The organism is Hydrogenophaga sp. L99 (genome assembly GCF_058731905.1).
Genome location: NZ_CM178972.1, coordinates 1,909,978 through 1,923,486, shown reverse-complemented (window position 1 = coordinate 1,923,486; position 13,509 = coordinate 1,909,978). Strand labels below are relative to the sequence as shown.

Annotated in this window: 12 protein-coding genes and 1 tRNA gene; 9 read left to right on the top strand and 4 right to left on the bottom strand. The window is 63.8% G+C overall.

All coding sequences use genetic code 11. The features are described from left to right. The first annotated feature begins 267 nt into the window (after positions 1 to 267). The 7 genes from cysS to AC4QBL_RS09135 all read left to right on the top strand — a co-directional run bounded on the left by cysS (position 268) and on the right by AC4QBL_RS09135 (position 7,023). Positions 268 to 1,656 carry a cysteine--tRNA ligase gene (gene cysS / locus AC4QBL_RS09165; protein ID WP_472907865.1) on the top strand — a complete coding sequence of 463 codons (1,389 nt, stop codon included), beginning with the start codon at positions 268 to 270 and terminating at the stop codon, positions 1,654 to 1,656. Further along, positions 1,656 to 2,306: a DNA-3-methyladenine glycosylase family protein gene (locus AC4QBL_RS09160; RefSeq protein ID WP_472907864.1), complete on the top strand. Its 651-nt coding sequence runs from the start codon at positions 1,656 to 1,658 to the stop codon at positions 2,304 to 2,306. The genes cysS and AC4QBL_RS09160 overlap by 1 nt, the downstream gene beginning before the upstream one ends. A gap of 113 nt (positions 2,307 to 2,419) precedes the next feature. Continuing rightward, entirely contained in the window at positions 2,420 to 3,409 is a 990-nt protein-coding gene (locus AC4QBL_RS09155) for an acetyl-CoA carboxylase carboxyltransferase subunit alpha (RefSeq protein ID WP_472899648.1), read from the top strand. A 97-nt stretch (positions 3,410 to 3,506) separates the two neighbouring features. Next, positions 3,507 to 4,403 carry a tRNA lysidine(34) synthetase TilS gene (gene tilS, locus AC4QBL_RS09150; RefSeq protein WP_472907897.1) on the top strand — a complete coding sequence of 299 codons (897 nt, stop codon included), beginning with the start codon at positions 3,507 to 3,509 and terminating at the stop codon, positions 4,401 to 4,403. Positions 4,404 to 4,500: 97 nt separating this feature from the next. After that, positions 4,501 to 5,781 carry an aspartate kinase gene (locus AC4QBL_RS09145; protein WP_472907863.1) on the top strand — a complete coding sequence of 427 codons (1,281 nt, stop codon included), beginning with the start codon at positions 4,501 to 4,503 and terminating at the stop codon, positions 5,779 to 5,781. 67 nt (positions 5,782 to 5,848) lie between these two features. After that, positions 5,849 to 5,941 (top strand) — tRNA-Ser (locus AC4QBL_RS09140). Between the two features lie 170 nt (positions 5,942 to 6,111). After that, on the top strand, positions 6,112 to 7,023 hold the full coding sequence (locus tag AC4QBL_RS09135) for a DMT family transporter (RefSeq protein WP_472907862.1): 912 nt from the start codon (positions 6,112 to 6,114) through the stop codon (positions 7,021 to 7,023). Positions 7,024 to 7,043: 20 nt separating this feature from the next. On the opposite strand, the gene AC4QBL_RS09130 is transcribed toward AC4QBL_RS09135, so the two are convergent. The 3 genes from AC4QBL_RS09130 to AC4QBL_RS09120 are packed head-to-tail and all read right to left on the bottom strand — an operon-like array spanning position 7,044 to position 9,661. Next, complete coding sequence (locus tag AC4QBL_RS09130; protein ID WP_472907861.1) at positions 7,044 to 7,490, bottom strand: RNA-binding S4 domain-containing protein; 447 nt, start codon at positions 7,488 to 7,490, stop codon at positions 7,044 to 7,046. 15 nt (positions 7,491 to 7,505) lie between these two features. Continuing rightward, positions 7,506 to 8,972, bottom strand: a complete 1,467-nt coding sequence (locus AC4QBL_RS09125) for a sensor histidine kinase (RefSeq protein WP_472907860.1) — start codon at positions 8,970 to 8,972, stop codon at positions 7,506 to 7,508. Beyond that, positions 8,972 to 9,661 carry a response regulator transcription factor gene (locus AC4QBL_RS09120; protein WP_472899643.1) on the bottom strand — a complete coding sequence of 230 codons (690 nt, stop codon included), beginning with the start codon at positions 9,659 to 9,661 and terminating at the stop codon, positions 8,972 to 8,974. The genes AC4QBL_RS09125 and AC4QBL_RS09120 overlap by 1 nt, the downstream gene beginning before the upstream one ends. A gap of 191 nt (positions 9,662 to 9,852) precedes the next feature. Between AC4QBL_RS09120 and AC4QBL_RS09115 the strand changes: the two genes are divergently transcribed. After that, positions 9,853 to 10,869, top strand: a complete 1,017-nt coding sequence (locus tag AC4QBL_RS09115; protein WP_472907859.1) for a porin — start codon at positions 9,853 to 9,855, stop codon at positions 10,867 to 10,869. A 190-nt stretch (positions 10,870 to 11,059) separates the two neighbouring features. Here AC4QBL_RS09115 and AC4QBL_RS09110 read toward each other — a convergent pair whose 3' ends face one another. After that, positions 11,060 to 12,385 carry an IS1182 family transposase gene (locus AC4QBL_RS09110; protein WP_472907858.1) on the bottom strand — a complete coding sequence of 442 codons (1,326 nt, stop codon included), beginning with the start codon at positions 12,383 to 12,385 and terminating at the stop codon, positions 11,060 to 11,062. Between the two features lie 130 nt (positions 12,386 to 12,515). Here AC4QBL_RS09110 and AC4QBL_RS09105 point away from each other — a divergent pair, with 130 nt between their 5' ends. Continuing rightward, positions 12,516 to 13,475, top strand: coding sequence for a tripartite tricarboxylate transporter substrate binding protein (locus AC4QBL_RS09105; RefSeq protein WP_472908405.1), 960 nt, complete (start codon positions 12,516 to 12,518; stop codon positions 13,473 to 13,475). Positions 13,476 to 13,509 lie beyond the last annotated feature (34 nt).

Below are 13,509 nucleotides of genomic sequence, written 5' to 3'. Positions count from 1 at the left end.
GGGGTCTCGGAAGGCAGACAGCTTCCAATCTGCAGCGCGCAGGGGTCCGTTAAAGGCCGTTCAAAGACTGAAAATCGCTCACTGGCACGGCGTTGGCTGGCTATACTGGCAGATTGTATCTGAGGGGGTGTCGCTCCAAAGGAAGCCGCCGAACGGGTTGACCGGTCGCGCTGCCTGACTTCTGGACCGTGTCACACACGGGTTGGCCGCAACAGTTTTCACACCGTCTGCGCACCACACCACCCCCAGAATCCCGCCCAAACCTCCATGAATTTAAGAATTTACAACACGCTGTCGCGTCGCCTGGAAACATTCCAGCCGATGGAGCAAGGCCATGTGCGCATGTACGTGTGCGGCATGACCATTTACGACCTGTGCCACATCGGGCACGCCCGCATGATGATGGCGTTTGACGTGGTGCAGCGCTGGCTCAAGGTCAGCGGCTTCCGTGTGACTTATGTGCGCAACATCACCGACATTGACGACAAGATCATCAAACGGGCGGTGGAGCGCGGCATCACGCTGCGCGCACTGACCGACGAAATGACCGCGGCCATGCACGCGGACACGGGAGCTTTGGGGATCGAGCCGCCCACCGTGGAGCCGCGTGCCACGGCCTATGTGCCGCAAATGCTGTCGTTGATCGGGCAGTTGCAGACCAAAGGCCTGGCCTATCAGGCCGACAACGGCGACGTGAACTTTGCGGTGCGCAAGTTTGACGGCTACGGCAAGCTATCCGGCAAGTCGCTGGACGACCTGCGTGCCGGCGAGCGTGTGGCGGTGGCGGGCGACAAAAACGATCCGCTGGACTTTGTGCTGTGGAAGTCGGCCAAGCCGGACGAGCCCGCAGAAGCCAAATGGGACAGCCCGTTTGGACCGGGGCGCCCGGGCTGGCACATCGAGTGCTCGGCCATGAGCTGCGCCACGCTGGGTGAGACGTTTGACATCCACGGCGGGGGCGCTGACCTGCAGTTTCCGCACCACGAAAACGAGATTGCCCAGTCCGAAGGCGCGAGCGGTCAGCCGCTGGCCCATGTCTGGATGCACAACGGGTTTGTGCGTGTGGACAACGAAAAAATGTCCAAAAGTTTGGGCAACTTCTTCACCATCCGCGAGGTGCTGCAAAAGTACGACGCCGAAACGGTGCGCTTTTTCATCTTGCGAGCGCATTACCGCAGCCCGCTGAACTACAGCGACGTGCACTTGGACGACGCCCGCGCTTCGCTCAAGCGCCTTTACACCGCGCTCAGCCTGTTCGACGCCGTGCCTGCTGCGCCCATCGATTGGAGCCAGCCATTTGCCCAGCGCTTTCGCGCGGCGATGGACGATGACTTTGGCACACCCGACGCGGTGGCCGTGTTGTTTGACCTGGCGAGCGAAGTCAACCGCAGCAAAGATGCCGCACTGGCTGGCCTGTTGCGGGCGCTCGGCGGTACGCTGGGCTTGCTTCAGGCCGATCCGGTGGCCTATCTGCAAGGGGGCGGTGCCGCAGAGGGCGGTCTGGACGAAATCCAGATCCGGGCGCTGATTGCCGAGCGCGCAGCGGCCAAGCAAGGCAAGAACTTCGCCGAGGCCGACCGCATTCGGCAGTTGCTGCTGGCTCAGGGCTTGGTGCTCAAAGACGGCCCCGCAGGCACGAGCTGGGAGCGCACCTGATGGCGGTGGCTCCGTTGTCCGACGTGGGCCCAGGCGCTCCCGTGTATTGGCAAGACGCCTGCCGCCACTTGATGAAGCGCGACCGCGTGATGAGAAAGCTGATCCCGCAGCACACGGGCGTCAGCCTGGAGTCGCGCGGAGATGCGTTTGTGACCCTGGCGCGCAGCATTGTGGGCCAGCAGATTTCGGTGAAGGCCGCACAGTCGGTCTGGGACCGCTTTGCCCTGCTGCCCAAAAAAATGGTGCCGGCCCAGGTGCTCAAGCTCAAGGTGGACGATATGCGCGGCGCAGGTCTGTCGGCCCGCAAGGTGGAGTACCTGGTTGATTTGGCATTGCACTTTGCCAACGACCAGGTCCATGTGAACGCCTGGGCTGGCATGGACGACGAGGCGATCATTGCCGAGCTGATCGCTATCCGCGGTATTGGCCGCTGGACCGCCGAGATGTTTTTGATCTTTCACCTGATGCGGCCCAATGTGCTCCCGCTGGACGACGTCGGCTTGCAGAACGGCATCAGCCGCTGCTACTTTTCTGGCGAGCCAGTGAGCCGCAGTGAGATACGCGAAGTGGCGGCCAGCTGGGCACCTTATTGCAGCGTGGCAACTTGGTATATTTGGCGATCTTTGGACCCGGCCCCCGTGGCCTACTGAAAAAAGCTTAACTTGGGCGTTTGCTCGCCGCCTACCGCGACCTGCTCCGCAGGACCCACTGCCCACAGTGCGGTGCAGCCGCTACCACCCTACAAGACCACAGGAGTTACACCTTGGCCAAAAAGAATTTTCTCGACTTCGAGCAACCCATTGCCGAACTCGAATCCAAAATCGAAGAGCTGCGTTATGTGCAAACCGAGTCGGCGGTGGACATTTCGGCCGAAATTGAACAGCTGGCCGGCAAAAGCCTGCAGCTGACCAAAGACATCTACAGCACCCTCACACCTTGGCAGATCACCAAGATTGCGCGCCACGCGGACCGGCCCTACACGCTGGACTATGTGCGTGACATCTTCACGCACTTTCAGGAGCTGCACGGCGACCGCCATTTTTCGGACGACCTGAGCATCGTGGGCGGTCTGGCCCGTTTCAATGGCCAGCCCTGCATGGTGTTGGGCCACCAAAAAGGCCGCGACACCAAAGAGCGTGGTTTGCGCAACTTCGGCATGACCAAGCCCGAGGGCTACCGCAAGGCGCTGCGCCTGATGAAAGTGGCCGAAAAGTTTGGCTTGCCGGTGTTCACCTTTGTGGACACGCCGGGCGCTTATCCCGGTATTGACGCCGAAGAGCGCGGGCAGTCTGAAGCCATTGGCCGCAACATTTTTGAAATGGCGCAGCTGGAAGTGCCGATCATCTCCACCATCATCGGTGAAGGCGGTTCGGGCGGCGCGCTAGCCATTTCGGTGGCCGACCAGGTGCTGATGCTCCAGTATTCGGTGTACTCGGTGATCAGCCCGGAAGGCTGCGCCTCCATCCTCTGGAAAACCAGCGACCGGGCCAGCGACGCCGCCGACGCGCTGGGCATCACCGCGCACCGCCTGAAGGCGCTGGGGCTGGTGGACAAGATCGTCAACGAACCGGTGGGCGGCGCTCACCGCGACCACAAGCAAATGGCGGCCTTCCTCAAGCGTGGGTTGACGGATGCCTGGCGCCAGGTAGCCGACCTCAAGGTGAATGAGCTGGTCGAGCGGCGTTACGCACGCATCAACAGCTACGGCCGGTTCACCGACACCAAGGCCGACAGCAAAGCGGACAAGCGCTGACGTGACCGCCAGCGCACCACCCGCCAACCCCTGCGAACAGGCGTTGGCCCATTGGTGCGAGCGCTGGCAGCTCGGGGGCAGAGCGGTGCAAGGTGACATGCGCGTGGCCGTGGCCTACAGCGCCGGTGCCGACTCCACCGCGTTGCTGCTGGCCGCACACCGCCGCTGGCCGGGTCAGGTCACGGCCTTCCACGTACACCACGGTTTGCAGGCCGCTGCCGATGGTTTTGAAGCCCAGGCCCGGGCGTTTTGCACACTGCATGGCATCGACTTTCATGTGAGTCGGGTGGATGCGGCGCACGGCCCCGGCGAAAGCCCCGAGGCCGTGGCCCGAGACAGGCGTTACACCACACTCGCCAGCATGGCGCAGCAAGCGGGTGCCCACGTGGTGTTGCTGGGGCAGCACGCCGATGACCAGGCTGAAACCGTTTTGCTGGCGCTCAGCCGGGGCTCTGGGCTGCCTGGTTTGGCTGGTATGGCTGAGTGGTTTGAACGGCATGGCGTGGCGTTTGGCCGCCCGTTGCTGGCGGTGGCCGCTGCCGAACTGCGCGGCTGGTTGCAGGCTTCGGGCCATGCGTTTGTGGACGACCCGACCAACACCGATGTGCGTTACACGCGCAACCGCATTCGCGCGGTGTTGATGCCGGCCTGGGACGCCTGCTTCCCCGGGTTTCGCCCCATGCTGGCCCGCAGTGCACGCCACGCCGCGCAGGCACAAACGCTGCTGGATGATCTGGCCCGGCTGGACCTGGCCCAGACCGGTGAGCCGCCTGCCGTGGCCGCGCTGCAAGCCCTCAGCCGTGAGCGCCAGGCGAATGCGCTGCGCCACTGGCTGCGCACCTGCCACGGTGTGGCGGCCAGCGCGGCACAATTGGACGAACTGCTGAACCAGGTGGCGGACTGCCGCACGCGCGGGCACCGTATCCACCTCAAAGTCGCCAGTGGCTTTGTGGTCCGCGCGGGCGAGCAGCTGCGCTACACCCCCCCGATATAATCCGAGGGTTTTGCCCTAGTCGGGCAAGCGTCGGGAGGCTACGTGATTTCAGCGCGGCCAGCCGATTCCCACGACCTACCCAACCCAATCCAACCCGATGGCTTTGATTGTTCACAAGTACGGCGGCACCTCCATGGGGTCGACCGAGCGCATCCGCAACGTTGCACGCCGCGTCGCCAAATGGCACAAGGCGGGCCACCAGATGGTGGTGGTGCCCAGCGCCATGAGCGGCGAAACCAACCGCCTGCTGGGCCTGGCCAAAGAGCTGGCACCTGCCAAAACCGACAGCGCCTACAACCGCGAACTCGACATGCTGGCTTCGACCGGTGAACAGGCTTCGTCGGCGCTGCTGGCCATTGCTCTGCAGGCCGAAGGCATGCAGGCCGTGAGCTATGCCGGCTGGCAAGTGCCCATCAAAACCAACAGCGCGTTTACCAAAGCGCGCATCGAATCCATTGACGACGCCCGCGTGCGCGCCGACCTGGACGCGGGCAAAGTGGTCATCGTGACTGGTTTTCAGGGTGTGGACCCCCAAGGCAACATCACCACCCTGGGCCGTGGCGGCAGCGACACGTCGGCCGTGGCCGTGGCCGCTGCCCTGAAGGCAGCCGAATGCCTGATCTACACCGACGTGGACGGCGTTTACACCACCGACCCGCGCGTGGTGCCCGAAGCGCGCCGCCTGCTGCGCGTGAGCTTTGAAGAAATGCTGGAAATGGCCAGCATGGGCAGCAAGGTGCTGCAAATCCGCTCGGTGGAATTCGCCGGCAAATACAAAGTGCCCCTGCGTGTGCTGTCCAGCTTCACGCCCTGGGACATCGACCTGACTGAAGAAGCCGCCTCCGGCACCCTGATCACTTTTGAGGAAGACGAACAAATGGAACAAGCCGTCGTTTCCGGCATTGCCTTCAACCGCGATGAAGCCAAAATTTCTGTGCTGGGCGTGCCCGATAAGCCCGGTATCGCTTACCAGATCCTGGGTGCCGTGGCCGCAGCCAACATCGAGGTCGATGTGATCATTCAAAACCTGAGCAAAGACGGCAAGACCGACTTCAGCTTCACGGTGCACCGCAACGATTTCCAGAAGACCATGGACTTGCTCAAGTCCAAGGTGGTGCCCGAGCTTGGCGCCGCGGATGCCGTGGGCGACGCGCGCATCTGCAAGGTCAGCATCGTGGGTATCGGCATGCGCAGCCATGTGGGCGTGGCCAGCCGCATGTTCAAGTGCCTGAGCGACGAAGGCATCAACATCCAGATGATCTCGACGTCGGAAATCAAGACCTCGGTGGTGATCGATGAGAAGTACATGGAGCTGGCTGTGCGCGCCTTGCACCGCGAGTTTGATCTGGACCAGACCGCCGACACGATTGCGGGTTAAAAACAGAGTTGCTTCGGTGCGCGGCCAGCGCTAAAGCGGCTGCAAACTGAGGCATAATACGGGGCTCGGAGCGATGACCGAGTGGCCGAAGGTGCTCCCCTGCTAAGGGAGTATGGGGTGTAGAGCCTCATCGAGGGTTCGAATCCCTCTCGCTCCGCCACTTACGAAAAACCCGCCCACATTTTTGATGTGGGCGGGTTTTTTCTTGGGCGCGAGGTGCCGACCCGGTGGCGTTATTTCGGTGTGGCACCGCTGTGCACATGTGTTCTGAAATGTGACCTTTGCTGCCCCCGCGACAGGCGCTGGCGCAGCTTGTTCGACAATGCCCGGATGCGTACACCTTCCCCTGTTGCCGCCCTCTCGGGCACGGCGTTTGCCACCTTGTTGTTGATTGCGTTCATGATGGGCGCGAACCATGTGGCGGCGCGTATGGCGTTTGACCACGGTGTGGACGTGTCCACGGCGGTGGTGTTTCGCAGTGGTGTGACGGCGCTGGTGGTGGCGCTGTTGTTGCGCTTCTACCGTGTCACGGTGCGGCTCACGGCCCGACACCGCAAAGCATTGCCTGCCATGGGCTTGCTGGTGGGGGTGCAGAGCTTGTGTCTGTATTCGGCGGTGGCGCGTTTGCCGGTGGCGCTGGCGCTGCTGGCCTTTAACACCTACCCACTCTGGGCCGCTTTGTGGGCGCGGCTGGTGTACGGCCAGCGGCCGCCGGCTGCTGTGGTGCGCGCCATGCCGGTGATGCTGCTGGGCCTGGCGCTGGCGCTGGATGTACTGGGTGCTTCATCGGGGCTGGGCGCTTCGGGCCATTGGCACGACATTGGCGCGGGTGTTGCGTTTGCCTTGGCGGCCGCCGCCACGTTTGGCTTGGCGCTGGTGCTGACGCAGCACGAAACAGCAGATCTGGATGGTCGTCTGCGCACCGCCAGCACCATGGGCATTGTGGCGGTGCTGGCGCTGGCTGGCGTGGGCGTGCAGGGCGGTTTTCATTTGCCGGTGGCTGCGCCGGGCTGGTGGGGGCTGTTGGGGCTGACGGTGTTGTACGGCACCGCTTTCACCATCATGTTCACCGTGCTGCCTCGGCTGGGCGTGGTGGGCAATTCCGCGATCATGAACATCGAGCCCATTTTTGCGCTGGTGCTGGCTTGGGCCATTTTGGGGCAGACCATTGCGCCGGTGCAGGTGGCCGGTGGCTTGCTGGTGGTGGCCACGGTCATGTGGCTGGGCCTGCGAAAAGCCTGATGCGCTGAGCCTGATGTGGCTCAGTCGTCCAGCGAGGCGCTCCAGCGCGCGTTCCAGTCACCGCGCACCTTGCCATCGCTCAGCTGATCCAGGTCGCGCCGGTCGCGCTTGGTGGGGCGGCCCTGGCTCAGGCTTTGCGCGGGTTCGGGGGCCAGTCGCCGCTGCTCGGCGGCGGCCGCCCGCAAGCCGATGGATTCAGCCGTTTCTTCATACAGCAAGGCCGCCACCGGCGCTGGGCCGCGCACACCGCTGAGCGCCCGTACCACCACGGTTCGCAGCACCGGGCCGCTGCGAATTTCAAGCACGTCGCCGGGTTTCACATCGCGCGAGGGTTTGGCGAGCTGGCCATTTAGCCTCACCCGGCCTTTGTCGATTTCTTCGGCGCTGAGGCTGCGGGTTTTGTAGAAGCGGGCCGCCCATAACCACTTGTCGAGGCGAACCTTGGCGGATGTGTTGTCGCTGTGCATGGGTGGGGTGTTCGATCAGTTGTTGGATTCAGAAGACAGGGGCAAGCGCACGGTGGCGTCGAGGCCCTTCACCTGGGCGTTGGGTCCGCGGTTGATCAGTTCGATGCTGCCACCCAGGGATTGCACGATGCCCAGGCAAATGGCCAGCCCCAAACCCGAGCCGGTGCTGGCCGTGCCGGCTCCGGTCTCGGTCGAGAACGGCTGGAACAGGCGCTCACGCAAGGCGGGTGATATGCCGGGGCCGCTGTCGCTGATGGTGAGTGCGGCGGTCCGTGCGTCGCTGACCAGTGCCACCGCCAGCCGCGAGCCTACCGGGGTGTTTTTGATGGCGTTGTGCAGCAGGTTGCGGCTGAGCTCGCGCAGCGCCCAGGCGTGGGAACGCACCAGGGCCGGGGTGGTGTCGAGCGAGAAGTCCAGCGAGCGCTCAGCGATCAGGGCAGACAGGTCGAGCGCCACATCGCGCACCACGTCGGCCCAATCGGTGCGGGGGGTGTTTTGGTCGTCGTGCAGTTGCTCCACCTTGGCCAACGCCAGCATCTGGTTGGCCAGTTCGTTGGCGCGCTCGACCGTGTGTCCGATTTCTTCAAAGGCCTGCTTGGGCTCGACGTCGCCGCGCAATGCCGACTGCACCTGGACCTTGAGCACCGCCAGCGGTGTGCGCAGCTGGTGCGAGGTGTCGCGCACAAAGCGTTTCTGGTGTTCGAGCAAATGGGCCAGGCGCTGCATGTGCTGGTTGGTGGCGTCCAGCAAGGGCAGCAATTCGCGGGGCGCGCCGGCGGTGGGCAGCGGCGCCAGGTCGTTGTCGGTGCGCGCACTTAGCGCCTGGCTGAGCTCACGTACGGGGCGCGTGGCGCGCTGCACCACGAACACGACGATCAACGCGATGACGAGCACCAGTGCCGCCTGCCGCCACAGCGTGTCGATCAGGATCTGCCGTGCCAGCGTCTCGCGCAGCTCCAGTGTTTCGGCGACCTGAATGGTGACCATTCCTTGTTCATAAACCCCCGAGACCGGTTGCAGCAGCACCGCCATGCGCACCGGCACACCGCGGTACTCGTCGTCGTAAAAATGCACCAGGGCGGCATAAATGGTTTGCGTCGGCAAGGCTTCTCGCCACACAGGCAGGTCTTCAAAGCCCGACACCAGTTCGCCCTTGAAGCCACTGACGCGGTAGAACAGGCGGCTGCGGTTGTCCGCTTCAAAGGCTTCAAGCGCTGAGTAGAGCAGGGACGATGTCACCCGTGCGCCTGGGCCTTCACCCACCAGCGTCAGCTGTTCGCCAAGCGACTTGGCGGTGGCCAGCAGGGTGCGGTCGTAGGCTGTGTCAGCGGCGGCCAGCGCCTGGCGATACAGCACCACGGTGTTGATCAGCACAAAGCCGAACACGGGCAGCAAGATGCCCAGCAGCAAGGTGCGCCGCAGCGAACTGGGCCGGGGGCTGCTGGCGGTTGGGTGGGGGGCGGCGGCGCCCGCAGGTCCCATCAGGTTCCCGCCTTGAGCAGGTAACCCAGGCCACGCAACGTGACCAGTTCGGCGCCTGTGTGGGCGATTTTTTTGCGCAGGCGGTAGGCCACCACCTCAATCGCTTCGGGCTGCACCTGGCTTTGGCCCGGAAACACCGATTCAAACAGGCGCTCTTTGGCGATGGCGTGGCCTGGCTTGCCCAGCAGCGCACGCAGCAGGGCGAGTTCACGGGGGGCCAGCTCCAGAGGGGTGCCGTTGAAGTAGGCAGCGCCACTGTCTTTTTCCACGTGCATGCCGCACCAGGTGAGCGGTTTGCCCGGTGCCGTGTTGTGTGCGTCTGCGTTGCCGCTGGCTCGGCGCACGAGGGCGCGCACACGCGCTTCGAGCTCGTCCAGGTCAAAGGGTTTGGGCAGGTAGTCGTCGGCCCCTGTGTTGAGCCCAATGATGCGGTCACCGACGGTGCCGCGAGCGGTCAGGATGATGACGGGCGTGGTGAGGCCGGCTGCACGCGCGTCGCTCAGCACCAGCAGGCCATCGCGTCCGGGCAGGCTCAGGTCCAGCAACACCGCGTCGGGCAGGCTGGCCTGCCACAGGGCCAGTGCGCGGGCGCCGTCGTCGCAGCTCAGCACCTGCACGCCACGCCGCTCCAGGCTGCGCCGCAGCGTGGTCTGCATGGTGGCGTTGTCTTCAATCAGCAGCAGTTTCATAGTCCGGATTATGGGCACCTGGCGCCCAGTTCATCCGTCCGTTCGAGGGCGCCCCGCACAGGGTTTTCACGGGTCTGGTGGACAGCAGACTGACAGCCGGCGACCGGAGCATACAGCTGTCCGTTCACCGCGCAGGACACATCGGGCACGGTGCCTGTAGCGGGTTGTCTGTATAGCCATGAAAGTCAAACATGAAACGAAACGCGATCACTCTGGGTATCCTGGGTTTCTTCAGTGCAACGGCCTTTGCGCAATCGTCCGTCACCCTTTACGGTGTTGTCGACTTGGCCGTTGAGCGCATCAAGGGCGAGACCTCCATCACCCGTGTGGCGTCGGGGCAGCAACAAGGTTCACGCTGGGGTTTGCGTGGCACCGAAGACCTGGGCGGCGGACTCAAGGCCATGTTTGTTCTGGAGTCCGGGATCAATGCCGACACCGGTGCCTTGGGCCAGGGCGGCCGCATGTTTGGCCGTCAGAGCTACCTGGGCCTGGGAGGCCACTGGGGCGCCGTGCGCGTGGGCCGTCAGTACTCGCCCATGGACGACATTGCGGGCATCGTCGGCACCAAAACGTATGACGTGCTGAGCGTTGTGCCCATCATCGGCAACGGTGACTACAACCGCGTGAACAATGCCATCACCTACATTTCGCCAACCATTGCCAGCACCGTCTTCCAGTTGCAGTACAGCCTGGGCGAGGAGCGCCCCAGCACCGACACGAGCCAGGACTTTGCCAAACAGGTGAGCGCGCATGCCTTGTATGCCAACGGGCCTCTGACCGCGGGTGTTTCGCTCATGAAGGTGACCGATGCCGATGGCACGACCGCTGGCAAGCAGGGCAAGGACGCGCTGCTGCTCGCGGGGGCTTACGACTTCGGGTCGGTCAAGGTCACTGCGTATTACGACGCCGAAGACAAAGCGGCGAAGAAGCTCAAGGTTTATGGTTTGGCCGCAGCGTTCAAGCTCGGCGAAACCACGGTCTCGGTGGGCGCTGCACAGGCCAAGGACGTCAACGGCTCGGCGGCGGCAGCCAGCGATGACGCCACGGTCTACACCCTGCAGGCCAGCCACAACCTGTCCAAGCGCACGGCGCTCTACGGCCACCTCACCGCGGTGTCCAATGACGCAGCTTCGGCGCTCGGCTTCAACAGCCCGGTGGCCGGCTCCAGCTCTAACGGTGTGCAGTTCGGCGTGCGTCACCGGTTTTGACGGCTGGGTGTCCACCGCCTCAGGGTTTGTCCTAGGAGCCTGCGCGGCAGAACGTTTCGCGTACTGATTTGAGGACCGCTGCGCGGTGCCTCGGGCGATTTGATCGCTTCCGTTGTTTGGCGTGGTCCTTACGGCGGCCTTGGTCAGGTCTGAACGCTCCGTTTCGCGCCCCGAGATGCCCCGTTTTCCCTCAAATGCCGCGCAAACTGCACATCCGTCTCAAGTTCAGCGCCAGACACACGAGCTTGAACTCGGCCTTGACCTTGTCCAGTCCGCGCAAGCTGAACTGTCTGAACCCCAGCACGCTCTTGATCCAGCCGTTGGGCGCCTCCACGATCCACTTCCTCTTGCGGTAGGCCGCCTTGCCCTCGGGTGTCTTCAACTTGGCATCCATCGCCGCGCTGCGCGGGTACTTCCGGGCGTCAATCTCCAGCGCCTGCTTGCCCTCGCGCCCCAGCGCCACGATCAACTCGCTCGGGCTGTCCTTGATCTGCTCGAACACCGACTCCGAGCGGAACCCCGCATCAGCCAGCACCTGCCTGGCGTCTTCGCACAGGTTGGCTTTCACCGCCGCCAGCAACACGGGCAGGCGGTCGCTATCGGTGGCGTTGTTGCTCAGCTCGGCCGCCACCACGATCTGCGCGCTCTCGTCCACCGCCGTGTGCGCGTTGTAGCTGTAGTCATAGCCCCCACCGGCACGCTTCATGATCCGGCTGTCCGTGTCGGTGAAGCTCTCCTGGGCGCTGTCTTTGGGCACGCCGAAGTCGAGCTTGTAGCGCCCGCCCTTGGGTTTGCCGTCCTTGTCCCGGGGTTTGCGCTGATCGTTCTGACTGCGCCCACGGGCTGCATCGGCTTCTCGCTGGCGTTGTTCCAGCCGCAGCTTGGCCGCCGTGATCGCGGCCAGCCGATCGGCTCTGCGTTTGATCTCGCTGGGGATGTCGATGTCGGGTTCGTTCTTTTCCAGGTCGTCGGCCGCCTTCGCTCTGTTGAGCAGCCCGTCAATCTGCGCTTTGAGTTCGGCCTCGGCCTTGAGCATGCGCTCGTAGCTCATGGCCTTGTGACGGCTCGCATTGGCCTTGAGCTTGGTGCCGTCCACCGCCACGGTGCCCAGTTTGACCAGGCCGCACTCGCGCGCCAGGCGAACGACCTGAACGAACAAGGCCGAGAGCTCTTGCAGGTGCAGTGCCCGAAAGTCCGAGAGCGTGCGGTGCGCCGGGTAGTTCTCTGCGGCCAGCACCCGCAGCGCCACGTCTTCATGCAGTTTGGCCGCCAGCTTGCGCGAGCTGAAGGTGCCCGTGGCGTAGCCATAGATCAAGACCTTGATCATCATAGCCGGGTGAAACGGTTGGTTGCGTGGGCCGCCCTTGTCGTAACGGGCGTGAAACGCCCTCAGGTCCAGGCTGTCGACGCTGTCGCTGATGAAGTACGCCAGATGCCCTTCGGGCAGCCAGTCTTGCAGTGCGTCAGGCAGCAGTCGCTGCTGTTGCGGTTCGTAGGGGAGGTAACTTGCGGCCATGCCCACAATTTACCAAGCATTCGGACCTCATGGCGCTTCTGCCGCGCAGGCTCCTAGGGCGGTGGACGGCAAGTTGACAGCCACAGGTCGCAAGATCAAACCCTCAAATCACCAACAGCAGGAGACACGCATGCGTCGCGATACCTTTCTGAAATCTTTGGCCGCACTGGCCGCTGCCGGGGCTCTGCCCAATGTGGCCTGGGCCAACGCCAATCTGAAAATGATGATTCCGGCCAACCCGGGTGGCGGCTGGGACAGCACCGGCCGTGCGCTGGGCGAGGCCTTTCGTGAATCGAAGGCGGCCGACTCGGTCACGTTTGAAAACAAGGGTGGTGCTGCCGGCGCCATCGGCCTGGCCCAGTTTTACAACGCCAACAAGGGCGACCCGAACGCGCTGATGGTGATGGGTGCCGTGATGCTGGGCGGCATCATCACCGGCAAGCCGCCGGTGTCCATCACGCAGCTCACGCCCATTGCCCGTCTGACCACCGAGTACAACGTGTTTGTGCTGCCGGCCAACTCGCCCTTCAAGACCATGAAGGATGTGGTGGAGCAGCTCAAAAAAGACCCGGGCAGCGTCAAGTGGGGCGGTGGTTCGCGTGGGTCCACCGAACACATCGCCGCGGCCCAGATTGCGCAGTCGGTGGGGGTGCCAGCGTCCAAGATCAACTACGTGCCGTTCCGGGGCGGTGGTGAGGCGGTGGCGGCCATTCTGGGTGGCAACGTGACCATCGGCGGCAGCGGCTTCAGTGAGTTCCAGCAGTACATCGAGGCCGGCAAGATGCGAGCCGTGGGCATCACCTCGGGCGAGCGCGTCAAGGGCATCAACGTGCCCACGCTCAAGGAGCAGGGCATTGGTGTGGAGATTGGCAACTGGCGCGGCGTGTTTGGCGCCGCCGGCCTCACCCCATCCCAGCGCGACGAGCTGACCGCGCGCGTGGTCAAAGCCACCAAGAGCAAAGCCTGGCAAGACGCACTGGTCAAGAACAACTGGATGCCCGCGCTGCTGACCGGCAAGGCGTTTGACGAGTTCGTGGACCGCGATTTCTCCAGCCTGCGAGCCACCATGGTGCGCGCCGGCATGGCCTGACGCTGCCGACCTGCCGCTGACCGGCCGCGGCACC

Excerpts from the sequence above, each read along its gene's own strand:
- cysS (WP_472907865.1), top strand. The coding sequence starts at position 268 with ATGAATTTAAGAATTTACAACACGCTGTCGCGTCGCCTGGAAACATTC.
- AC4QBL_RS09160 (WP_472907864.1), top strand. The coding sequence starts at position 1,656 with ATGGCGGTGGCTCCGTTGTCCGACGTGGGCCCAGGCGCTCCCGTGTAT.
- tilS (WP_472907897.1), top strand. The coding sequence starts at position 3,507 with ATGCGCGTGGCCGTGGCCTACAGCGCCGGTGCCGACTCCACCGCGTTG.
- AC4QBL_RS09145 (WP_472907863.1), top strand. The coding sequence starts at position 4,501 with ATGGCTTTGATTGTTCACAAGTACGGCGGCACCTCCATGGGGTCGACC.
- AC4QBL_RS09135 (WP_472907862.1), top strand. The coding sequence starts at position 6,112 with ATGCGTACACCTTCCCCTGTTGCCGCCCTCTCGGGCACGGCGTTTGCC.
- AC4QBL_RS09130 (WP_472907861.1), bottom strand. The coding sequence starts at position 7,490 with ATGCACAGCGACAACACATCCGCCAAGGTTCGCCTCGACAAGTGGTTA.
- AC4QBL_RS09125 (WP_472907860.1), bottom strand. The coding sequence starts at position 8,972 with ATGGGACCTGCGGGCGCCGCCGCCCCCCACCCAACCGCCAGCAGCCCC.
- AC4QBL_RS09120 (WP_472899643.1), bottom strand. The coding sequence starts at position 9,661 with ATGAAACTGCTGCTGATTGAAGACAACGCCACCATGCAGACCACGCTG.
- AC4QBL_RS09115 (WP_472907859.1), top strand. The coding sequence starts at position 9,853 with ATGAAACGAAACGCGATCACTCTGGGTATCCTGGGTTTCTTCAGTGCA.
- AC4QBL_RS09110 (WP_472907858.1), bottom strand. The coding sequence starts at position 12,385 with ATGGCCGCAAGTTACCTCCCCTACGAACCGCAACAGCAGCGACTGCTG.
- AC4QBL_RS09105 (WP_472908405.1), top strand. The coding sequence starts at position 12,516 with ATGCGTCGCGATACCTTTCTGAAATCTTTGGCCGCACTGGCCGCTGCC.